This window comes from Microbacterium sp. IEGM 1404 (genome assembly GCF_030056775.1).
Taxonomy (GTDB): Bacteria; Actinomycetota; Actinomycetes; order Actinomycetales; family Microbacteriaceae; genus Microbacterium.
In genome coordinates this window covers 446,137-467,877 of the sequence record NZ_JASHKP010000004.1, presented here as the reverse complement: position 1 = coordinate 467,877, position 21,741 = coordinate 446,137, and the positions used below count along the sequence as shown (strand labels likewise).

The following is a 21,741-nucleotide window of genomic DNA, read 5'->3' as shown; positions in this document are numbered from 1 at the left end:
GGCGGGACGATCGGAACGAGCCGATCCCCGGCTCGGACGGAGGCTGATGATGAACGGGACGATCGCGGTCGGAGTCACCGACGCGGCGGGAGCGCGGAGCGCGCTCCAGTGGGCGATCGAGCGCGCGGTCGCTCGACGTGAGCGGCTTCTGCTGGTGTCCGTCGTGGGCTCGGCGTGGGGTGTCGCCGGCGAGGAGACGCTCGTCGCACGCGCGCTCACCCGCGCCACGGCCCTGCTCGAGTACGCGGCCGAGCAGGCTCGGAACGCCGGGGTGGATGCCGAGATCCTCATCGAGCGCGGAGACCCCGTGGCGCGGCTGATCGCGGTGTCCGAGCGCGCCGACCTGCTCGTGCTGGGCAGCGACTTCGCTCGGGACGGTTCGCATCTGCGCGGGGTGCGCGGGGTGCGGATCACCGCCGGAGCCCACTGCCCCGTCGTCGTCGTCCCCGAGAACGACGTCGCGGGCCGTTCCGGCGTCGTCGTCGGGGTCGACGGGTCGGAGGCGTCCGAGAAAGCCGTGGCGTTCGCGGCCGCCGAGGCGGACCGGACGGGCGAGGCCCTCACCGCCGTCATGACCTGGTCGCCGGTGCCGGTGCCCTTCGAACTGGACGAGTACCCGCAGGACTACCTCGATCGGATGCAGTCCCTCACGACGGAGGATCTGGCGATCTCGCTCGCGGGGCTCCGGCAGGACTACCCCGATCTCGCGGTGTCCACCGTCGTCGAGTCCGGATACCCCACGGGTGTCCTGCTGCGGACGGCCCGCTCCGCCCGACTCCTCGTCGTGGGCAGCCACGGACGCGGACCCCTGGCCCGGTTCCTTCTCGGGTCGACGAGTCAGGCGGTGCTGTCGCACCTGCCCACAGTCACGGCCATCGTGCGGTGACCAGCGCGGCGACCGCTCAGCGCAGGGCGGCGCCGGGCTCGGCCGCGAACGCCTCGAGCGCCGCGATCACGGCATCCGGGAGGGTCGCCTTGCTCGCCTCGACGGCGTCGTCGACCTGGCTCGGCCGCGATGCGCCGATGATCGCGGTCGTCACCACCGGGTCGCGCAGCACCCAGGCGACCGCCAGCTGCGGGATCGACAGGCCTGCCTCACGCGCGATGCCGTCGATGCCGCGGATGCGCTCGAGGTAGTCGTCGGTGAGGGCGCTGCTGTCCAGGAACCGGCTGTCGGCGGCGCGCGAGTCGGCGGGGACGGTGCCGTCGAGGTACTTCGCTGTCAGGAGGCCTTGTGCGAGGGGGGAGAAGACCGCGCTGCCCACGCCCAGCTCGCGCAGAGCCGGGAACAGGTCGGATTCGGGGGTCCGGTCGAACAGCGAGTAGCGCGGCTGGTGCACGAACAGCCGCACGCCCTCTGCGGCGAGCAGTTCGTGCGCCCGGCGCGCGAGGTCGGCGGGGTAGTTCGAGATGCCGGCGTAGAGCGCCTTACCGCTGCGCACGATGTCGGCGAGCGCGGTCATCGTTTCTTCCAGCGGCGTCTCGGGGTCGGGACGGTGCGAGTAGAACACGTCGACGTGATCGGTCCGCATGCGGGACAGGCTCTGCTCGAGGGAGCGGACGAGGTACTTACGCGACCCGCCGTCGCCGAAGGGGCCGGGCCACATGTCGTAGCCGGCCTTGGTCGAGAGGAACAGCTCGTCGCGGTAGGGGCGCAGGTCGCTCTCGAACACGGTCCCGAACGTCGTTTCAGCGGCGCCGTACGGAGGGCCGTAGTTGTTGGCGAGGTCGATGTGCACGACGCCGCGATCGAACGCGTGCAGCAGGATCTCGCGCTGCGAGTCGAGCGTGCGGCCGCTGCCGAAGTTCTGCCACAGCCCCAGCGAGATGCGGGGCAGACGGATGCCGCTGGCCCCCGCGCGCGCGAACGGGACGTCGTCGTAGCGGTCCGTCGACGCCACGAAAGCGGAGGTCAGGCGGGGGTCATCGGCGGCGATGGGCATGGTGCTCCTCGGGGCTCAGGGGGCTCACGTCCACTCTGGCATCCGGGCGCCCTCCTCGCTCCCCTTCCCGCGCACGATGACGGCGTCAGTGCGGCGCGCCGCCGCGCGGCGCGAGACCCGCGATCGGGTGCGGCGACCGCGCCGACGCCGGCAGGGACTCGTCGCTCGGTCGGAAGATCCGTGCGCGCAGCGGGTCCTCCTCCCCGCCCTCGGGGCGCTCTGTGAAGCGGCGGCCCGCGACGCTGCGCGGCAGGATGCGGACGACGTACGGCTTCGGCGCCGGGCTCATCGATCGCAGCCCGGTCGCACGCGTGCGGCGGATCTCGGCATCCCGATCCACCCGGAACGCGTGCCCGAGGACGACGACGCTCCATCGGTCGCCGGCATCCTCTCCGTCGATCTCGAATGCGACGGCCGGCCGCGAGCGCAGGTAGCGCAGCTTGGCGTCCTCGGCGCTGCGGACGTAGAGCACACCGTCGCCGGTGGCGTAGTTCACCGGGTAGATCCGCGGCTCGCCGGAGGCGTCGACGAGTGCCAGCCGGCCGAGACGCTGCGACTCGAGCAGGCGCCAGCATTCCGCGGGTCCGAGCTCGACGACGGCCGCGGCGGGGTTCTGATCGTGGGTCATGAGGGACCTCCCTCTCACAGTCCAGCGCGCGCCGACCGGGATCGACGGGTCGAAGGTCCCCTGATCTGGTCAGACACCGGCACCGGTCGTAGATTGAAGCGGGGAGAGGGGTGCCGGATGCCGAGCGAGGATCCCGCCGTCGTCGCCGCGGAGCCACCGTCGTCCTCGCAGGACCGCCTGAGGGGGCTCCTCCGAGCGGTGGAGACGGTGGTCGGTGAGATCGAGCTGCCCGTCGTCCTGCGTCGCGTCGTCGAAGCGGCCGTCGAACTGGTGGATGCCGAGTACGGGGCGCTCGGGATCATCGCCGCCGATCGCTCCTCCCTGGATCAGTTCATCCACGTCGGCCTCTCGACCGAGGACGCGGATGCCATCGGCCACCTCCCCCGCGGTCGCGGTGTGCTCGGCGCGCTGATCGCTCACCCCGAGCCCATCCGACTCGACCGCCTCGGGACGGATCCCCGGGCGGCCGGCTTCCCGGCCCACCACCCGCGGATGGAGTCGTTCCTCGGGGCGCCGATCCGTGTGCGTGGCGAGGTGTACGGGAACCTGTACCTCACGAACGCACGGCGGGGCTCGTTCTCGGCGGAGGACGAGGAGCTCGTCCGCGCTCTGGCATCCACCGCGGGTTTCGCGATCCAGAACGCTCGACTGTTCGACGAGGCCCGCACCCGGGCGACGTGGATGGCGGCGACGGCGGAACTGTCCGCGGCGATCCTCTCAACCCCGCCGGACAACGTGTACGACCTGCTCGCGGGACGTGTCGCAGACCTCGTCGAGGGGAGCCTGGTGACCGTTCTCGTCCCGGTCGAGGGGACGGCGGCGCTCCGTGTCGCGGCCGCCCGCGGCCCGCGCGAGGAAGACGTGCTGGGCACGACCGTCGAGGAGACGGCGACCATCGCGGGTGCCGCGATCGAGGAGGACGGCGCCCGGGTCGCCACCGTCGCCGCCAGGGAGCACCCCGACCCGGCGTTGCTCCGGGTCGATGACGAGACCGGTCCCGCGATCGCGGTCCCTCTGCGCACGCGGCATCGGACCCGCGGCGTGCTGTGCGTCGCACGGGCGCCCGGCGAGCGCGGGTTCACCGCTGTCGAACTCGAGGTGCTCGGCAGCCTCGGCGCGCAGGCGAGCATCGCGGCGGAACTCTCCCGCGCGCGCGGAGCTCAGCAGCGGGCGATGCTCACCGACGAACGGGCGCGTATCGCGCGGGACCTGCACGACCACGTCATCCAGCAGATCTTCGGGGCGGGCCTCACGCTCCAGTCGATGGCCGCCTCGGTGGACGACACGCGCCAGCGGGATCGCGTCGACGAGGTGATCCGCCAGCTCGACGATGCGATCACCCAGATCCGCACCGTCGTGTTCGCCCTGTCGGCCCGCGACGGGAGCTCGCTGCGCCACCGCCTGATCGACGTGGTCGCCGAGGTGTCGGGGGCGCTGCGCCGGCCGCCTGCGCTGCGGTTCGCCGGGGCGGTCGACCACACGATCCGTGGCGCCTTGGCCGACGACGTCGTCGGTGTCGCGCGGGAGCTGCTCACCAACAGCGTGCGCCACTCCGGTGCCGACACCATCGCCCTGGACGTCGGGATCACGGGGCGGGACGTGTCCGTCGTCGTCACCGACGACGGCACGGGGATCCGCGACGAACGACGCAGCGGCCTGGCCAACCTCACGCAGCGTGCCGCCGCGCGCGGGGGTTCGCTGACCCTGGACACCGGCCCGGACGGCACGCGCGCCGAGTGGCGCGTTCCGCTCGAGGACACCGAGGAACGGAGATCGACCCGATGACACGCGTCTTCCTCGTCGACGATCACGAGATCGTCCGGCGCGGCCTGTCCGACCTGATCGACGGCAGCCCGGGTCTCGAGGTGGTCGGCGAAGCGGGCACCGTCCGCCAGGCGCTCGCCCGCATCGAGGCGGCCCGGCCGGACGTGGCCGTGCTCGACGTGCGCCTGCCCGACGGCAGCGGGATCGACCTGTGCCGGCAGATCCGCTCGTCGATGCCCCAGGTCGCATGCCTCATCCTCACGGCCTACGACGACGACGCCGCCACCTACGCCGCCGTGCTTGCGGGGGCGGCCGGATACCTGCTGAAGAACATCGCCGCGATGCGGCTGCTCGAAGACATCCGCGCCGTCAGCACCGGCCGCATCCTGCTGAACGGCGCGGCCGCGGCGCGGGCCGCGGCGAGCCTGCGCGACGGCTCCCGCGACGACGACCCCCGCTGGGGGTCGCTGGGGATGCGGGAGCGGCAGGTGCTCGCGCTCATCGCCGACGGTCTGACCAACCGCCAGATCGGCGAGCGCCTGGGGTTGGCGGAGAAGACCGTGAAGAACTACGTGTCCTCGCTGCTGCTGAAGCTGGGGGTGGAGTCGCGCACGCAGGCGGCGGTCCTGCGCCTCGGCCACCCGGACCTCTGATCCGCGGGACCTTCGGCCCTCCCGAGCACCTCCGCCCGCTCCTACGCTCGGGGCGTCCGGAGGGAGTCACACCATGGAACGAATGGTGCTGGGGTTCGATGGCAGCCCCGCGTCCGAGGCAGCCCTGGAGTGGGCGGCGGAGAGGACCCGCGGCGAACGGTTCGAGGTGGACCTCGTCCTGGTCACGAACATGTTCCTCGCCGACCGCGTCGAAGCGGATCGGATCCTGGATGCCGCCGTCCGGCGGTGGCGCGCCCTGGCGCCCGATTCGCCGGTCGACGTCTCCCGACTCGACGGCACGATGCCCGCGACGCTGACGAACGCGGCCCGCGGCGCCGGCCTGCTGGTCCTCGGGATTCAGACGGGATCGCGCGAGCGGTCCGTCCTCGGCGGATGGATGCCGCTGCGCGCGGCACTCCGATCCGGCGCGCCGACGGTGCTGGTGCCCGCGGGGTGGGCCGCCGCCGACGATCCGGTCGTCGTCGGACTGGACGACGACGCCTCATCGGAGGATGCCCTCCTCTTCGCGGCGGCGGCGGCGTCCTCCGCCGACGTGCCGCTCCGCGTCATCCACTCCTGGCTCATGGGCGGATCGCACGTGCAGGGGACCACCGCGCTGCAGCCGAGCCCGCACCGGGTCGCCGACGAGCACGCCCGGATCCTGGATGCCGCCGTCGCGCGCATCCACGCGGACTTCCCCGACCTCGAGGTCCGACCGGAGCTGGTGCGGGACAACCCCACCTCCGCGCTGACCCGCGCCGCGCGGCGTTCGAGCATGGTCGTGATCGGCTCCCACGGGCGCGGCCTCGTCAGCGGTGCTCTGCTCGGCTCAGTGGGACTGGATCTCATCGGGAGTCTGGACCGACCGATCGGCGTGGTGCCCGTTTCCTCCCGCGGCGTCTGAGCCCGTCACCGACGGGCGGATCCCGGCTCACGCGCCTTTCGCCGGGAAGCCCGCCGAGGGCACCACCGCGATGGGGCATCCGGCACGCCGCAGAAGGTCGCGGTCGACCGAGCCGACGTACGCCCCCGACAGGACGCCCTCGCGATGGGTGCCGACCACGATCATCGCCGAGTGCGGCGCCTGCTGCAGAAGGGCGGACGCGGGGTCTGCGCGCACCAGATCCTCCTCGATGTGGAGGGCGGGGAAACGCCGGTGCACGGATCGGACGGCGGCGTCGAGCAGCTCGCGATGGTCCTCGAGGATGCGTTCCGGCTGCACGAGCAGCGCCGCGGCGCCGTCGATCGAGGGCTCGGGCAGGCGCCAGGCGTGGACGATCCGGAGCCGGCCGGAGGTCCCCTCCGCCTCGCGCGCGGCGAACGTCAGTGCCTCCGCCGACGACACGTCGTCCTCGAGCCCGACGGTCACGGCGCCGGGCCGCGGCGCCCACCCGGCTGGCACGATGCACACCGGCGGCTCGGTCCGCGCGATGACCCGCACGGGCAGCCACCCGCCGAGGGCGGCACGGATCGGATGCTCGGGATCGACCCCGATGACGAGGAGGTCCGCGTGCGCGGAGACCCCCGCCAGCGTCTTCGCCACGCCGCCCTGCGCGCGATGATACGTCGCGCCCTGCTCGGGGACGGCGGCCCGCAGCACCCGTCGGGCGTTCGCGAGCGGATCCTGCTGCGGCGTGGTGTGCGCCTCGGCCGGCCCCACCACGTGGACCACGTCGACCTCGGCCGCCCGCTGGATGCACCGGTCGACCACCCACGCGAGCGCGGACCGCGCCGCGGCGCTGTCATCGACCCCGAGAACGATCTTCTCCATGGGACCCTCCCGTCATCCCGCACGCTACGCGTCGCCTGCCTCGGCGCGGGGGGCGAAGGTCCCGCGAGAGAGCGGCGGGTGCGCCCCGACCTGCGATCCTGAACGGATGACTCCGCCCGAGAAGGAAGGCCTCCCCGTGGCATCCGCATCCACCGTGCTCGACCGGATCGTGGCGTCGGTCGACGGCGAGGGCCTCGGTGCCTACGGCGTCCACGTCGCCCTCGGAGACGACGTCGCGGAGCACCGATGGCGCAGCGACGATCGCGTCAACGTCTACTCGGTGTCCAAGGGCGTGAGCGCCCTGGCTCGGCGGGCCCGGACCCGCGAGGCCGCAAGGAGCACTCGGCATCCGCGGATCTTTCCGGCGCCAGTACCGGCAATCGCTCGAACGCGACACGCGCGGAGCGTCATCGACGGACGGCGAGGCGCCGTAACGCAGATCAGCCCCGCTCGAAAGCGGGGCTGATCTGGTGAAAGTGGCGGTGACGGTGGGATTTGAACCCACGGTAGGGGGTTACCCTACACAACTTTTCGAGAGTTGCACCTTCGGCCGCTCGGACACGTCACCGCCGACCAGCTTACGACACTCGGCCGGATGCCGCGAATCCGCGCTCCCCCCACTCTCGGTATCCACTCCTCCACCGTCGAGAGACCCCCTGGCAACGGTCCCACCCGGATGCCAGGATCAAGCCATGAGCGTGATCGAGAACTCCAAACTGACCGTCGTCGGCGCGGGAAGCGTGGGGGCCAGCGTCGCGTACGCCGCCCTCATCCGCGGGTCGGCCCGACACGTCGCCCTCTACGACATCGCCGAGGCGAAGGTCGAGGCCGAGGTGCTCGACCTCGCCCACGGCACGCAGTTCACCGGTTCGAGCGACATCACCGGCGGCAGCGACGTCTCGGTCGCCGAAGGGTCGCACGTCGTCGTCATCACCGCCGGCGCCAAGCAGAACCCCGGCCAGACGCGCACCGAGCTCGCCGCGACGAACGCGGGGATCATCCAGCGCATGATGCCCCAGCTGCTCGAGGTGGCGCCGAACGCGATCTACGTCATCGTCACCAACCCGTGCGACGTGCTCACCGTTCTCGCGCAGCAGGCGACGGGGCTGCCCCGGGAGCGGATCTTCGCGTCCGGCACGGTGCTCGACACCTCGCGTCTGCGCTGGAAGATCGCGCAGCGCGCCGGTGTCGCCACCTCGAGCGTGCACGCCTGGATCGTCGGCGAGCACGGCGACACCGAGTTCCCGCTGTGGTCGACCGCGACGATCGGCTCGATCCCGATCACCGAGTACGACCTCCCCGACGGCACCCGCTTCGACGAAGCCGAATTGGATGCCATCGCCATCGACGTCCGCGACGCGGCCTACAAGGTCATCCAGGGCAAGGGCGCGACCAACTACGCGATCGGGCTCTCCAGCGCGCGCATCGTGGAGGCGATCCTGCGCGACGAGCACGCGATCCTCCCCGTGAGCACCGTGCTGCAGGACTTCCACGGGATCACCGGCATGGCACTGTCGGTGCCGTCGATCGTCAGCGCGCAGGGCGCGGTGCCCCTGACCGGGACGCCGTTCTCCGACCGCGAGCTGACCCTCCTGCGCCGCTCCGCCGACGCCCTGACGACGGTGGCCGAGTCGCTCCGAGACTGAGCGCTCGGGGCTCGCGTCCCCGCCGGCGTCGTGCCGGCCCGGGGTTCGCGTCGGCGCCGGCGCCTGTGTCGGCGCTGGCCCGGCGCCCCGGCGGGTGCCTGTCCTCGATAAACGCGATCCGCGACGAGAAACGCGCCGTCACCGCGTTTATGGCTGTGGATCGCGTTTATCGGGATGCCACCGGCACCCTGCGCCGGCGATGTCGGAGGGCCCGCGTAGCCTGGGCGCATGGCATCCCGTCGCCCTTCCCCCACGGCCGCTCCGTACCGGTGCACCGAGTGCGGGTGGACGACGCTGAAGTGGGTCGGCCGGTGCGGCGAGTGCCAGTCGTGGGGCACGGTCGTCGAGGCGGCCGAGCAGACGGGCATCACGCGATCGGTCACCCCGGTCGCGCCCGGCGCCGCGCGCGCGGCCCGGCGCATCACCGAGATCGACACCCAAGACGCCCCGCGGCGCACGAGCGGTGTCGGCGAGTTCGACCGGGTGCTCGGCGGCGGCATCGTGCCCGGCGCCGCCATCCTGCTGAGCGGCGAGCCCGGCGTCGGCAAGTCCACGCTGCTGCTCGAGGTCGCAGCGCAGAGCGCCCGCGCCGGTCGCCGCGTCCTCTACGCGAGCGGCGAGGAGTCGGCGGCGCAGGTGCGCCTCCGCGCCGAGCGCACCGGTGCACTGCACCACGAGCTGTTCCTCGCCGCCGAGACCGACCTCGCCACGATCCTGGGGCACATCGACCAGGTCGAGCCCGAGCTGCTCATCGTCGACTCCGTGCAGACCGTGTCGTCCGCGCTGAGCGACGGAGCCGCGGGCCAGCCCGCGCAGGTGCGGGAGGTGGCATCCACGCTCATCCGGATCGCGAAGGAGCGCGGACTCCCCGTCGTGATCGTGGGTCACGTGACGAAGGACGGCACCATCGCCGGGCCGCGCGTGCTGGAGCACCTCGTCGACGTCGTCTGCCACTTCGAGGGTGACCGGCAGACGTCGCTGCGCTTCGTCCGTGCGCTCAAGAACCGCTTCGGCCCCACCGACGAGGTCGGCTGTTTCGACATGACCGGCAGCGGCATCGCCGAGGTCAGCGATCCCAGCGCGCTGTTCCTCGGACACGGCGACCCCGAGCCCGGTACGTGCGTCACGATCGCGATGGAGGGGCGCCGCGCCCTGCCCGTCGAGATCCAGGCGCTCACCGTGAAGCAGTCGGCGCCGAACCCGCGCCGCATCGTCAACGGCGTCGATTCGTCCCGCGTGGCGATGGTGCTCGCGGTCCTCGAGAGCCGCATGGGCGTCTCGCTGTCCGACAAAGACGTCTACGTCTCGACCGTGGGCGGGGTGCGCCTCGTCGAACCCGCCGCCGATCTCGCGATCGCGATCGCCGTGGCCAACGCCGTGCAGAACCGCAAGGTCTCGAAGCGGCTCGCGGCGATCGGCGAGCTGACGCTCACCGGTGAGATTCGCAACGTCACGCAGGCGGCGCAGCGTGCGTCCGAGGCCGCGCGCCTCGGGTACCACACGGTCCTCGACTCGTCGTCGCGCAAGCTCGCACAGGCGCTCAACGAGTTGAAGGTACGCGGGATGCCACGCGAGGAGGCCGTGCCCGAGTTCTGAGCTTGCAGCTCCGGTGGCGCGGGCGTTGCCGGACGGAGCCCCCGACGGTGCGGCGGGATGGAGCCCCTGGCGTTGCGGCGGGAGCCCCGCGACAGCGGCCGGGAGATGTGCGTCAGCGGCCGGGAGGCGCGGAACGGCGGCGGCGGTGCGGCGACGTGAGGCCGAGCACTGCGGGGATCACGAGCCCGGCGGCGCACACAGCGCCGGCGATCAGGTACTCCATGCCCCGAGTCTTACACGAGCGCCTCACCCGCGCGACCCAGGTACTTCACCCTCGGAGTGTCGCCGAGTCGTGGCATCCGCTCCTGCCTCGCAGATGCGCGCTCAGGCGTCGAGGGCGGCGAGCAGGTCGGCGGGGGTGGCCTGGATCGGATGCGGACCCGCGATGTCGATGAACACCGTCGTGATCTCTTCTCTGTGACGATCGAGGAAGGCCCGCAGCCACTGCGGCGACTGCAGGGCGACGTGCGGCGGGAGCGTCTCGGGCTTGTGCGCCGCGTCGCTGAAGAGCAGCAGCGCGATCTGCGCCGTGTTCGGGTCGCGGTACGTCCACACCTCGCCGACGTCGAGCGGGTTGTCGGCATCGCCCGCACGCATCAGCGGCACGACCGTGGGTCCGTGCCGCAGCGCGAAGGCGATCGCGGCCATGTCCTGCGTCTGCAGCGCGTCGGTGAGCGCGGTGTTCTTGAACTCCACGTCGACCCTCTTCCCCTTGCGCTTCTTCCCACCGGCCATCCTCCGAGCCTAATCGCCCAGCCGCCGACCCCGATCTTGGGGCGGGTTCTTCCGGCTGGGGCGCGCAATTCCACGCCCCGAGCGGAAGAACCCGCCCCAAACCCGTCGAGACCCCGGCACGACCGCCCCACCGCGCTACGCGAGGAACCCGCGCAGCAGCGCCTCGCTGCCGGCGAGGTGGTCGCGCATCGCCGCGTGGGCGGCATCCGGTCGCCCGGCCAGGATCGCCGACACGATCGCGGCGTGCTGCGCGGTGGAGTGGTCGATGTTGCGCGGCAGCAGCGGGAACGTGTCGAGCCACGCGTTCACGCGCGCGCGGTTGTCGGCGACGAGCGGAACGAGTGAGGGGATGCCGGCGAGTTCCGCGATCGTGAGGTGCAGCAGCGTGTCGAGCCGGCGGTAGTCCTCGCCGCCGGCGACGGCCGCGGCCTCGTGCCGCGCCCACAGCACGTCGCGTTCCTCCGGCGCCAGCGTGCGCCCGGCGGCGGCCCAGGCGGCGCCGGGTTCGAGCACGCCCCGCAGGGCGATGACGTCATCCAGCTCACCCGCGGCCACCTCCGCCGGGCCCGCGGGCCGGGGCACCGGGTCGACGACGAACGTGCCGCCGTAGCGCCCGCGGCGCGTCTCGAGCCAGCCGGCGTCGGAGAGCTCACGGATCGCCTCCCGGACCGTGTCGCGGCTGACGCCGTACATCGCCGCGAGCTCGCGCTCCGCGGGAAGCGACTCCCCCGGTGCGACGAGCCCCAGCCGCACCGTCTGCACGATGCGCGCCGTGGTGTCCTCGAGCGCGTTGCCGCTGCGGACGGGCCGATACACGGCCCGGCGCAGATCGTCCAACGGCGCTTCGGTCATCCCGTCAGCCTGTCACGCCGCGGGTCACAGGGGCGTCACGTACGCGTTGGTGATCCCGCCGTCGACGACGAACGCGGTCGCGGTGATGAACGAGGCGTCGTCGGATGCCAGGAACGCCACGGCCGCGGCCATCTCCTCCGGCTCCGCGAAGCGGCCCATCGGCACATGCACGAGCCGGCGCTGCGCGCGCTCGGGGTCCTTGGCGAACAGCTCCTGGAGCAGCGGCGTGTTCACCGGCCCCGGGCACAGCGCGTTCACCCGGATGCCCTGCCGCGCGAACTGCACGCCGAGCTCGCGGGTCAGGGCGAGCACGCCGCCCTTGGACGCCGTGTACGAGATCTGCGACGTGGCCGACCCGAGCAGCGCGACGAACGACGCGGTGTTGATGATCGAGCCGCGCCCCGAGGGCACCATGTGCCGGAGCGCGGCGCGCGAGCAGAGGTACACGCTCTTGAGGTTGACGTCCTGCACGCGGTCCCAGGCGGGCAGTTCCGTCGTCTCGATCGAGTCGTCGTCGGCGGGCGAGATGCCGGCGTTGTTGAACGCGATGTCGACGCTGCCGAGGTCCGCCGCGACACCGTCGAAGAGGGCGTTGACGGATGCCTCGTCGGCGACGTTCACCTGCCGGAACACGCCGTCGACCTCGGCGGCCGCCGCGGTGCCGGTGATTTCGTCGAGGTCGGCGATGACGACGCGCGCGCCCTCGGCGGCGAAGCGGCGAGCCGTGGCCAGGCCGATGCCCGACGCCCCGCCGGTGACGATGGCGACGCGGTCGCGGAGCCGCTGGGTGAGGTCGATGGTCATGGTGCGGTGGTTCCTTTCGAGCTGAACCTCGTCCCATTCATTGCTGTTCTGGAGCCTCCAGAACAGCCGGAAGTGGGACGAGGGGCGTCATGAGTGGGACGAGAATCGGCGGGCGGGGTCACTCGGTGGCGTAGAAGACGTTCTTGGTCTCGGTGAAGTGCTCGGCGGCATCCGGGCCCAGCTCCCGACCGAGGCCCGAAGCCTTCATGCCGCCGAAGGGGGTGGAGTACCGCACCGACGAGTGCGAGTTCACCGACAGCACCCCGCTGCGCACACCCCGTGAGACCCGGATGCCGCGCCCCAGGTTCTCGGTCCAGATCGAGCCCGCGAGACCGTAGGCGGTGTCGTTGGCGAGGCGGATGGCATCCGTTTCGTCGTCGAACGGGAGCACGGCGAGCACGGGACCGAACACCTCGTCGCGCGCGATGCGGTCGCCGGGCTGCGCGAGCACGACGGCGGGGGCGAACCAGAAGCCGTCGCCCTCCGGCGCCGACCCGCGGAACGCGACGTCGGCCCCGTCGAGGAAGCCCGCGACGGTGGAGCGGTGGGATGCCGAGATCAACGGCCCCATCTGGGTGTCCTCGTCGTGCGGGTCGCCGACGCGCCACGCGGCGACGGCGGGTTCGAGCAGCTCGAGGAACCGGTCGTAGACGCTCCGCTCGACGAGGAGGCGGCTGCGGGCGCAGCAGTCCTGGCCGGCGTTGTCGAAGACGGAACCGGGGACCCCGGCCGCGGCCTTCTCGAGGTCGGCATCCGCGAAGACGATGTTGGCGCTCTTGCCGCCGAGTTCGAGCGTGACGGGCTTGAGCAGCTGTGCGCACCCGGCGGCGACCTCGGTGCCGACCTCGGTCGAGCCGGTGAAGACGACCTTGTGCACGTCGGGGTGCGAGACGAAACGCTGCCCCACGACCGAGCCCGAACCGACGATCACCCGGAACAGCCCCTCCGGCAGCCCCGCCTCCAGCGCCAGCTCCCCCAGACGGATGGCCGTGAGCGGCGTCAGCTCGGCGGGCTTCAGCACCACGGCGTTGCCCGCGGCGAGCGCCGGGGCGAAGCCCCACGCGGCGATGGTCATCGGGAAGTTCCACGGCACGATGATCCCGACGACGCCGTACGGCTCGTGGTAGGTCACGTCGAGGCCGCCGGCGACGGGGATCTGCTTCCCGATCAGGCGTTCCGGCGATCCGGCGTAGTAGTTGAGAACCTGGGCGACGTGCTGCGCCTCCCACCGGGCCGAACCGATCGGGTGACCGGAGTTGCGGACCTCGAGGGCCGCGAGCTCCTCCACGTGCGCCTCCACGACCCGCGCGAACGACCGCAGCGCGTCGGCGCGGGCGACGGGGGCGAGCGCGGCCCACGCGCGCTGCGCGCGGACGGCGTCGGCGACGGCGGCATCCACCTCGGCGACCTCGGCGCGCTCGAGCGTCGTGATCGGGGCGCCGGTCGAGGGGTCGGTGGCGGTGAAGGTGCTCATGCGGGAACTCCCTGGTGCGCGGAGGAACGTGCGGCGCGGTGGGCCGCGGCGGCGGCGGCGAGCCCGAGGAACAGGCGTCGGTCCTCGGCGTTCTCCTCGGGATGCCACTGCACGGCGACCAGGTAGTCGTCGCCGGGGGTCTCGATGGCCTGCACGAGCCCGTCGTCGGTCCGCGCGGTGACCCGCAGTCCCTCGCCGACCCGGTCGATGCCCTGGTGGTGGTAGCTGTGGACGGTCAGCGCTCCGGCACCGACGAGACCGGCGAGCCGGGTGCCGGCATCCACGTCGACGACGTTCTCGGCGAAGACCCCTCCGCCGATCTTGTAGCGCTCGGTGCCGAGGGCCTCGGGCAGGTGCTGGTGCAGCGTGCCCCCGAGGGCCACGTTGATGAGCTGCAGTCCGCGGCAGATCCCGAACACCGGGATGCCGCGCTCCCGCGCTCCGGCGAGGAGCGCGAGCTCCCACGCGTCGCGGTCGGCGCGCGGCGGGTCGGTGAGCGGGTGCCGCTCGGAGCCGTACAGCTCGGGCTGCACGTCGAGGCCCCCGGTGAGGATGAGTCCGTCCAGGCCGTCGAGCACCGCGGCGGCGGCTTCGACGGGCCGGGGCTGCGGCGGGAGCAGCACGGCGGTGGCGCCCGAGGCGGTCACCGCGTCGAAGTACTGCTGCGGGAGGAACGACGCGCGCACGTCCCACACGCCCTGCGTCGCGCGTTCGAGGTAGGTCGTGAGCCCCACGACGGGGGTCCGGGCCGGATCAGAGACGCTCGAAACCACGCACGCGCTCCCAGTCGGTGACGGCCGCGTCGAAGGCTTCGACCTCGATGCGGGCCTGGTTCAGGTAGTGCTCGACGACGTCGTCGCCGAAGGCGGCACGCGCCACGGTCGACTCCGAGAAGAGCTTCGCGGCCTCGCGGAGCGTCGTCGGCAGGGTGTCGACGCCGGCCGCGTAGGCGTTACCGGTGAGGGGCGCGGGCAGCGGCAGTTCGTTCTCGATGCCGTGGAGGCCCCCCGCGATGATCGCCGAGATCGCGAGGTACGGGTTCACGTCTCCGCCGGGCACGCGGTTCTCGACGCGGAGGGAGGCGCCGTGGCCGACGACGCGGAGCGCGCACGTGCGGTTGTCGACGCCCCACGCGACGCCGGTCGGCGCGAACGAGCCCTTGGCGTACCGCTTGTAGGAGTTGATGGTCGGGGCGTACAGCAGCGTGAACTCGCGCAGGGTGGCGAGGATGCCGGCGATCCAGTGCTCCATGAGGGGGCTGAAGCCGTGCTCGCCGTCGCCGGCCATCACGGCCTCGCCGTTCTCGCTGCGGACCGACAGGTGGGTGTGACAGCTGTTGCCCTCGCGCTGGTCGAACTTCGCCATGAAGGTCAGCGACTTGCCGTGCCGGTCGGCGATCTCCTTCGCGCCGTTCTTGTAGATCGTGTGGTTGTCGGCTGTCTCGAGCGCTTCGGCGTAGCGGAACGCGATCTCTTGCTGACCGTCGTTGCACTCGCCCTTGACGCCCTCGCAGTACATCCCGGCGCCGTCCATGCCGCGGCGGATGTCGCGCAGCAGCGGCTCGAGCCGCGTGGTGGCGAGGAGGTTGTAGTCGACGTTGTAGTCGGTGGAGGCCGTGAGCCCGGTGTAGCCCTTGGCCCAGGCATCCCGGAATGAATCGTCGAAGACGATGAACTCCAGCTCCGTACCGACGAAGGGGGTCAGCCCGCGCTCCGCGAGCCGGGCGCGCTGGGCGTTCAGGATGCCACGCGGCGACTGCACGACCGGCGCGCGGTCCTCCCACGCGAGGTCGGCCATGACGAGCGCCGTCCCCTCCTGCCACGGGACGCGGCGCAGGGTGTCGAGGTCGGGCACGAGCAGCATGTCGCCATAGCCCTTCTCCCAGCTCGACATCGCGTACCCGTCGACGGTGTTCATGTCGACGTCGACCGACAGCAGGTAGTTGCACGCTTCGGCTCCGTGCGGCAGCACCTCGTCGCGCCAGAACCGTGCGGCGACGCGCTTGCCGACGAGGCGGCCCTGGGCGTCGGGGAAGGCGACGACGACGGTGTCGATCTCGCCGGAGTCGATCGCGGCATCCAATTCCGCGGTGGTGAGATTGCCCGCCATGGTCTCCCTCTCGCCTGCTCGAGGTCCCCACGATCGGAGGACGTAACGAGGAACTTACACGCCAAAGGTAGACAGGTCGACCAATAGAACGCCATGATTCTCCGCAAAGGCGCTCCCGAAGCCTGTCCGTATACGTCTGGAGGCTCCATGTCCACCTCGAGCAGTTCACAGAAAAAGGTCGCCGGGGCCACCTATACGGCGACCGACTCCACGTACTTCGAAAAACGCACGCTCAAACGCTCCGCGGGAGTGTGGGGCCTGTGGGGCCTCGCGGTCGCCGCCGTGATCTCGGGCGACTTCTCCGGCTGGAACTTCGGCATCGGCTTCGCCGGCTTCGGTGGCATGCTGATCGCCTTCGTCGTGCTCGTGGTCATGTACTACGGCCTGACGTTCTCGATCGGCGAGATGGCCGCGGCGATGCCGCACACCGGCGGCGCGTACTCGTTCGCCCGGTCGGCGATGGGGCCGTGGGGAGGCCTGGCGACCGGCCTCGCCGAGACCATCGAGTACGTCGCGACGACCGCCGTCGTCGTCTACTTCTCGGGGCAGTACGCCGACTCCGCGCTGGAACTGCTCACCGGCGTGAGTCTGCCCGCGTTCGTCTGGTGGATCATCCTCTACGCCGTGTTCATCGCCCTCAACGCCGCCGGAGCCAACATCTCCTTCGTCTTCGCGATCGTCGTGTCGATCATCTCGATCGGCATCATCGTGGTCTTCGGCGTCATGGCACTGGCATCCGGGGCCTTCGACTGGGGGTCGCTGTGGAACATCGTCCCCGACCCCGGCCAGTCCGAGTTCCTGCCCTTCGGCGTGGGTTCGATCCTGCTCGCCCTCCCCTTCGCGATGTGGTTCTTCCTCGGCATCGAGGAACTCCCCCTCGCGGCCGAGGAGTCGCACAACCCCGCCCGCGACATCCCCCGTGCGGGGCTCTGGGCCCGCGGGACCCTCATCGCCACGGGTCTCATCGTGCTGTTCCTCAACACCGGCGTCCTCGGCGCCGAGGCCACGGGCAGCTCGCTCGAACCGCTGCTCGACGGCTTCCGCGCGATGGTCGGCGACCAGGCGGCGGCCCTGCTGTCGCTCCTCGCGCTCGTCGGGCTCCTGGCCTCGCTGATGGGCATCATGTTCGCCTATGGCCGCAACATGTACTCGCTGTCCCGGGCCGGCTACTACCCGCGGTGGCTGTCGCTCACCGGCGCCCGCAAGACCCCGTGGGTCGCACTGGTCTTCGGTGCGGTGCTCGGCTTCGCGGCTCTCGTCGTCGTCCAGTTCGCGGGTGGGGATGCCAGCCCCGCCGGCGCCATCGTGCTGAACATCGCCGTGTGGGGCGCGGTCGTGGCCTACTTCCTGCAGATGGTGTCGTTCATCGTGCTGCGACGGAAGTTCCCGAACGCCCTCCGCCCGTACAAGAGCCCGTGGGGTCTGTTCGGCGCGTACTCGGCGGCGATCATCGCGGCGATCGTGTTCTTCGGCCTGCTGCTGAACCCCGCGTACCTGCTCGCGATCGTCGCGATCATCGCCGTGTACGCGGTGATCTTCATCGGCTTCGCGGTCTACGGGCGCCACCGGCTCGTGCTCTCCCCGGAGGAGGAGTACGCCCTGTCCGGCGGTCTGCACCGCGACCCCCAGGAAGAGGGCTACGACGCGATGGAGGACGAGGTCTTCGGCGAGAAGCGCTGACGAAAGCGGGACGGATGCCACTGGCATCCGTCCCGCTTCGTTTGCTCGCTCGCCGCCGCCGGCGCCGGCGCGGGTTCAGTGTCCAAGACGCGCGGACGCGCGGGCTTCGCATCCGCGGGTTCTGGACACTCAGTGTCGAAGGACCGTCAGCGCAGGATGAACGACACCGTCCCGGTCGACGGGATGCCGCCGATCGACACGCTCAAGTGATACGTGGCGCCCCCACCCGGGGCGAACGGGCGCTCGCCGCCGCACGACGACACGGACGAGCGGGTGCGATCCCAGGTCAGGGGCGCGGCGCTCGTGACCTCCTGGCCGGCGGCGAGCGTGACCTCCATGTCGCTCGGCTCCGACTGGCAGTCCGTCGAGCGCCACCACACGTCCGACCCGCTGGTGACCGTGAAGGACTGCGCGCTCGTGCCGACGTTCATCGTGCAGGCGTTCGCCGAGGTGTTCGTGAGGCGGATCGACAGCTGCGGGTTCTCGCCCTGGCCGTACTCCCCCTTGTCGGTGAGCGCTTCGACGGTGATGTCCGCCGGGGTGCACTCGACCGGTCCGGCCGGCGCTGTGGGCGTCGGGGTGGGCGTCGGTGTCGGTGAGGCGACGACGGCGGGAGCGGACGCCGCGGGGGCCGTCGAGCTCGCCGCGGGCGCGGGGTCGGCGGTCGGGGCGGAGCGCCACGGCGGTGCCGCGACGAGCCACACGACGAGGCCGATCACGAGCAGCGCGAAGAGCGCGGCGGCGAGACGGCGACGACGGTAGACCGCCGGGGATTGCCGCCGCCTGCGGGGGGCATCGGTCATCGTTCCAGCGTAGGCCGCGAGGCTGAGCGCCCGCGCCATGCCGCGCTCACAGCTGCTTCAGCATCCGCGTGTTGCCGAGGGTGTTGGGCTTGACGTGCGCGAGGTCGAGGAACTCGGCGACGCCCTCGTCGGGGCTGCGGACCAGCTGCGAGTAGACGTCGGGATCGACGACCTGCTCACCGATGGGCGCGAAGCCGCGGCGCGTGAAGAAGTCGACCTCGAAGGTGAGGCAGAAGAGTCGCGAGACGCCGAGCTCGCGCGCGTTCTCCTCCAGCATCTCCACGATCGCCCGCCCCACCCCGTGGTGCAGCCAGTCGTCGTGGACGATGAGGGTGCGGATCTCGCCCAGGTCCTCCCACATGACGTGCAGCGCCCCGCACCCGATGACCTCGCCGTCGACCTCGGCGACGACGAACTGCTGCACCGAGCCGTACAGGACGACCAGGTCCTTGCCGAGGAGGATGCGCTTCTGCACGAACGGCTCGAGCAGTTCGTGGATGCGTCGCACATCGCCGGTCGCGGCGGGGCGGACGACGAACGGCGCGGCGGAGGTCATCGTCCCAGGGTACGACGAGGGCCCGGATGCCATGGCATCCGGGCCCTGTTGTCGCGTGATCGTCAGCTGCCGGCGACGATGTCGGGCGTCGCGGAGATCTCTCCCGCGGTGCCGACGCCGATCGCCACCTTGTCGCCGCGCGGAGCGGTGTCGAAGGTGAACTGGCCGTTATCGACGCCGACCTTGACGTGGTCGCCGGACTCGAGCTCGCCGTGCAGGATCTTCTCGCTCAGCCGGTCCTCGACCTCGCGCTGCATGGCGCGGCGGAGCGGTCGGGCACCGAGGGTCGGGTCGAAGCCGATCTCGATGAGCTTGTCCTTCGCGTCGTCCGACAGCTCGACCGTCATGTCGCGGTCCAGCAGACGATCGGCGAGGCGCTTCACGAACAGGCCGACGATCTGGCGGAGCTCGTCCTTGTTCAGCTGCGGGAAGACGATGACGTCGTCGACGCGGTTGAGGAACTCGGGCTTGAAGTGGCGCTTGAGCTCTTCGTCGACCTTGCCCTTCATCCGCTCGTAGGACGTCTGCGCGCTGCCCTCGATCTGGAAGCCGACCGGACCACCGGCGATCGCCGACGAACCGAGGTTCGTCGTCATGATGATCACGGTGTTCTTGAAGTCGACGACGCGGCCCTGACCGTCGGTCAGACGACCCTCTTCGAGGATCTGCAGGAGCGAGTTGAAGATGTCGGGGTGGGCCTTTTCGATCTCGTCGAACAGCACGACCGAGAACGGCTTGCGGCGCACCTTCTCGGTGAGCTGGCCGCCCTCTTCGAAGCCGACGAATCCGGGAGGGGCACCGAACAGACGCGAGACCGTGTGCTTCTCACCGAACTCCGACATGTCGAGGGAGATCAGCGCGCCCTCGTCGTCGAAGAGGAACTCGGCGAGCGCCTTGGCCAGCTCGGTCTTTCCGACGCCCGTGGGGCCGGCGAAGATGAACGAGCCGCTGGGACGCTTCGGGTCCTTGAGGCCCGCGCGCTGACGACGGATCGTGCGCGACAGGGCCGCGATCGCCTCTTCCTGGCCGATGACCCGCTGGTGCAGGGCCTTCTCCATGAACATGAGGCGGCTGGACTCCTCCTCGGTGAGCTTGAACACCGGGATGCCGGTCGCCTGCGCGAGCACCTCGGCGATCAGGCCCTCGTCGACCACCGCGTGGGAGGCGACGTCGCCCGAGCGCCACTGCTTCTCGAGGCGCAGACGCTCGGCGAGGAGGGACTTCTCCTCGTCGCGGAGGGCTGCGGCCTTCTCGAAGTCCTGCTCCTCGGAGGCGAACTCCTTCTGCTCGCGGACCTTGGCGATCTTCTCGTCGAACTCGCGCAGCTCCGGCGGCGACGACAGGATCGACAGGCGGAGGCGCGCGCCGGCCTCGTCGATCAGGTCGATCGCCTTGTCGGGCAGGAAGCGGTCGCTGATGTACCGGTCGGCGAGGTTCGCCGCGGCGACGATCGCGCCGTCGGTGATCTGCACCTTGTGGTGCGCCTCGTAGCGGTCGCGCAGCCCCTTCAGGATGTTGATCGCGTGGGGCAGGCTCGGCTCGGCGACCTGGATCGGCTGGAAGCGGCGCTCGAGCGCGGCATCCTTCTCGAAGTGCTTGCGGTACTCGTCGAGCGTGGTGGCACCGATGGTCTGGAGCTCACCGCGGGCGAGGAGGGGCTTGAGGATGGATGCCGCGTCGATCGCGCCCTCGGCGGCACCGGCACCCACGAGGGTGTGGATCTCGTCGATGAAGACGATGATGTCGCCGCGCGTGCGGATCTCCTTCGTGACCTTCTTCAGGCGCTCCTCGAAGTCACCGCGGTAGCGGGAACCGGCGATGAGCGAACCGAGGTCGAGCGAGTAGACCTGCTTGTCCTTCAGCGTCTCGGGGACATCGCCCTTGACGATGGCCTGCGCGAGGCCCTCGACGACGGCCGTCTTTCCGACACCGGGCTCGCCGATGAGGACGGGATTGTTCTTGGAGCGACGCGAGAGGATCTGCATGACCCGCTCGATCTCCTTCTCGCGCCCGATCACGGGGTCGAGCTTGTTGTCGCGCGCGGCCTGCGTGAGGTTGCGACCGAACTGGTCGAGCACGGCCGACCCGCCCTGCGCACCCTGCGAGGTCTGCTCGCCGGCGCCGGAGGCGACGCCCGCTGGCTCCTTGCCCTGGTAGCCCGAGAGCAGCTGGATGACCTGCTGGCGGACCTTGTTCAGGTCGGCGCCGAGCTTGACGAGCACCTGGGCGGCGACGCCCTCGCCCTCGCGGATGAGGCCGAGCAGGATGTGCTCGGTGCCGATGTAGTTGTGGCCGAGCTGCAGCGCTTCGCGCAGCGACAGCTCGAGCACCTTCTTCGCGCGCGGCGTGAAGGGGATGTGCCCGGTCGGCTGCTGCTGGCCCTGGCCGATGATGTCCTGCACCTGCTCGCGCACGGCGTCGAGCGAGATCCCGAGGGATTCGAGCGCCTTGGCGGCGACACCTTCTCCCTCGTGGATGAGGCCGAGGAGGATGTGCTCGGTCCCGATGTAGTTGTGGTTGAGCATCTTCGCCTCTTCTTGGGCGAGCACAACCACGCGACGGGCACGGTCGGTGAATCTCTCGAACATCTCTCAGTCCCTCCAGAAATGGGCTGACAGGCACGCCTCCGCGCGCCGTACATCGAGAGTAACCAGCGGCCGGATGCCAGAGCCCCGTGTTCGCCGTGGGCATAGCCGTCGCGCCATCGGGGTTGCGGAACACATCGAC

Annotated in this window: 20 protein-coding genes and 1 tRNA gene; 8 read left to right on the top strand and 13 right to left on the bottom strand. The window is 71.1% G+C overall.

Annotated features, from left to right (window positions below; genetic code table 11):
• Window positions 1-46 precede the first annotated feature (46 nt).
• Complete coding sequence (locus QM517_RS16595; RefSeq protein WP_283289043.1) at window positions 47-886, top strand: universal stress protein; 840 nt, start codon at window positions 47-49, stop codon at window positions 884-886.
• Between the two features lie 16 nt (window positions 887-902).
• Here the strand turns inward: QM517_RS16595 and QM517_RS16590 are convergent, their stop codons facing one another.
• Entirely contained in the window at window positions 903-1,943 is a 1,041-nt protein-coding gene (locus QM517_RS16590; protein ID WP_283289041.1) for an aldo/keto reductase, read from the bottom strand.
• Window positions 1,944-2,028: 85 nt separating this feature from the next.
• Window positions 2,029-2,571, bottom strand: a complete 543-nt coding sequence (locus QM517_RS16585) for a pyridoxamine 5'-phosphate oxidase family protein (RefSeq protein ID WP_278103523.1) — start codon at window positions 2,569-2,571, stop codon at window positions 2,029-2,031.
• A gap of 117 nt (window positions 2,572-2,688) precedes the next feature.
• Here QM517_RS16585 and QM517_RS16580 point away from each other — a divergent pair, with 117 nt between their 5' ends.
• From QM517_RS16580 to QM517_RS16570, 3 genes are all read left to right on the top strand, one after another.
• A complete protein-coding gene (locus QM517_RS16580; RefSeq protein ID WP_283289039.1) occupies window positions 2,689-4,356 on the top strand; it encodes a sensor histidine kinase in 1,668 nt (555 codons plus the stop codon).
• Window positions 4,353-4,988 carry a response regulator gene (locus tag QM517_RS16575; RefSeq protein ID WP_077050778.1) on the top strand — a complete coding sequence of 212 codons (636 nt, stop codon included), beginning with the start codon at window positions 4,353-4,355 and terminating at the stop codon, window positions 4,986-4,988. Before QM517_RS16580 ends, QM517_RS16575 begins: the two co-directional genes overlap by 4 nt.
• Before the next feature lie 73 nt (window positions 4,989-5,061).
• Complete coding sequence (locus QM517_RS16570) at window positions 5,062-5,892, top strand: universal stress protein (protein ID WP_083735045.1); 831 nt, start codon at window positions 5,062-5,064, stop codon at window positions 5,890-5,892.
• Between the two features lie 27 nt (window positions 5,893-5,919).
• On the opposite strand, the gene QM517_RS16565 is transcribed toward QM517_RS16570, so the two are convergent.
• Window positions 5,920-6,759, bottom strand: a complete 840-nt coding sequence (locus QM517_RS16565; RefSeq protein ID WP_283289034.1) for a universal stress protein — start codon at window positions 6,757-6,759, stop codon at window positions 5,920-5,922.
• A gap of 106 nt (window positions 6,760-6,865) precedes the next feature.
• On the opposite strand from QM517_RS16565, the gene QM517_RS16560 reads away from it, so the two are divergent.
• Window positions 6,866-7,225, top strand: coding sequence for a hypothetical protein (locus QM517_RS16560; RefSeq protein ID WP_283289033.1), 360 nt, complete (start codon window positions 6,866-6,868; stop codon window positions 7,223-7,225).
• Between the two features lie 11 nt (window positions 7,226-7,236).
• On the opposite strand, the gene QM517_RS16555 is transcribed toward QM517_RS16560, so the two are convergent.
• Window positions 7,237-7,327 (bottom strand) — tRNA-Ser (locus QM517_RS16555).
• A 124-nt stretch (window positions 7,328-7,451) separates the two neighbouring features.
• Here QM517_RS16555 and QM517_RS16550 point away from each other — a divergent pair.
• Window positions 7,452-8,405 carry an L-lactate dehydrogenase gene (locus QM517_RS16550; RefSeq protein ID WP_278103518.1) on the top strand — a complete coding sequence of 318 codons (954 nt, stop codon included), beginning with the start codon at window positions 7,452-7,454 and terminating at the stop codon, window positions 8,403-8,405.
• 228 nt (window positions 8,406-8,633) lie between these two features.
• Complete coding sequence (radA, locus tag QM517_RS16545) at window positions 8,634-10,001, top strand: DNA repair protein RadA (RefSeq protein WP_077050782.1); 1,368 nt, start codon at window positions 8,634-8,636, stop codon at window positions 9,999-10,001.
• Window positions 10,002-10,325: 324 nt separating this feature from the next.
• On the opposite strand, the gene QM517_RS16540 is transcribed toward radA, so the two are convergent.
• The 6 genes from QM517_RS16540 to QM517_RS16515 form a co-directional block, all read right to left on the bottom strand.
• The gene (locus QM517_RS16540) at window positions 10,326-10,736 is read right to left on the bottom strand and encodes a hypothetical protein (protein ID WP_283289029.1); all 411 of its coding nucleotides are present in this window, start codon (window positions 10,734-10,736) and stop codon (window positions 10,326-10,328) included.
• Between the two features lie 135 nt (window positions 10,737-10,871).
• Entirely contained in the window at window positions 10,872-11,588 is a 717-nt protein-coding gene (locus QM517_RS16535; protein WP_077050784.1) for a FadR/GntR family transcriptional regulator, read from the bottom strand.
• A gap of 24 nt (window positions 11,589-11,612) precedes the next feature.
• Window positions 11,613-12,392, bottom strand: coding sequence for a 3-oxoacyl-ACP reductase (locus QM517_RS16530; RefSeq protein WP_283289026.1), 780 nt, complete (start codon window positions 12,390-12,392; stop codon window positions 11,613-11,615).
• A gap of 118 nt (window positions 12,393-12,510) precedes the next feature.
• Entirely contained in the window at window positions 12,511-13,866 is a 1,356-nt protein-coding gene (locus tag QM517_RS16525; protein WP_283289024.1) for an aldehyde dehydrogenase family protein, read from the bottom strand.
• On the bottom strand, window positions 13,863-14,639 hold the full coding sequence (locus QM517_RS16520) for a gamma-glutamyl-gamma-aminobutyrate hydrolase family protein (protein ID WP_283289022.1): 777 nt from the start codon (window positions 14,637-14,639) through the stop codon (window positions 13,863-13,865). The genes QM517_RS16525 and QM517_RS16520 overlap by 4 nt, the downstream gene beginning before the upstream one ends.
• Window positions 14,620-15,975: a glutamine synthetase family protein gene (locus tag QM517_RS16515; protein WP_283289019.1), complete on the bottom strand. Its 1,356-nt coding sequence runs from the start codon at window positions 15,973-15,975 to the stop codon at window positions 14,620-14,622. The genes QM517_RS16520 and QM517_RS16515 overlap by 20 nt, the downstream gene beginning before the upstream one ends.
• A gap of 147 nt (window positions 15,976-16,122) precedes the next feature.
• Between QM517_RS16515 and QM517_RS16510 the strand changes: the two genes are divergently transcribed.
• On the top strand, window positions 16,123-17,655 hold the full coding sequence (locus QM517_RS16510; RefSeq protein ID WP_283289017.1) for an amino acid permease: 1,533 nt from the start codon (window positions 16,123-16,125) through the stop codon (window positions 17,653-17,655).
• Window positions 17,656-17,801: 146 nt separating this feature from the next.
• Here the strand turns inward: QM517_RS16510 and QM517_RS16505 are convergent, their stop codons facing one another.
• The 3 genes from QM517_RS16505 to QM517_RS16495 all read right to left on the bottom strand — a co-directional run bounded on the left by QM517_RS16505 (window position 17,802) and on the right by QM517_RS16495 (window position 21,602).
• Window positions 17,802-18,458, bottom strand: coding sequence for a hypothetical protein (locus QM517_RS16505; protein WP_175627579.1), 657 nt, complete (start codon window positions 18,456-18,458; stop codon window positions 17,802-17,804).
• 46 nt (window positions 18,459-18,504) lie between these two features.
• Entirely contained in the window at window positions 18,505-19,014 is a 510-nt protein-coding gene (locus QM517_RS16500; RefSeq protein ID WP_077050790.1) for an amino-acid N-acetyltransferase, read from the bottom strand.
• A 62-nt stretch (window positions 19,015-19,076) separates the two neighbouring features.
• Window positions 19,077-21,602 carry an ATP-dependent Clp protease ATP-binding subunit gene (locus tag QM517_RS16495; protein WP_303655684.1) on the bottom strand — a complete coding sequence of 842 codons (2,526 nt, stop codon included), beginning with the start codon at window positions 21,600-21,602 and terminating at the stop codon, window positions 19,077-19,079.
• Between the last annotated feature and the right edge of the window lie 139 nt (window positions 21,603-21,741).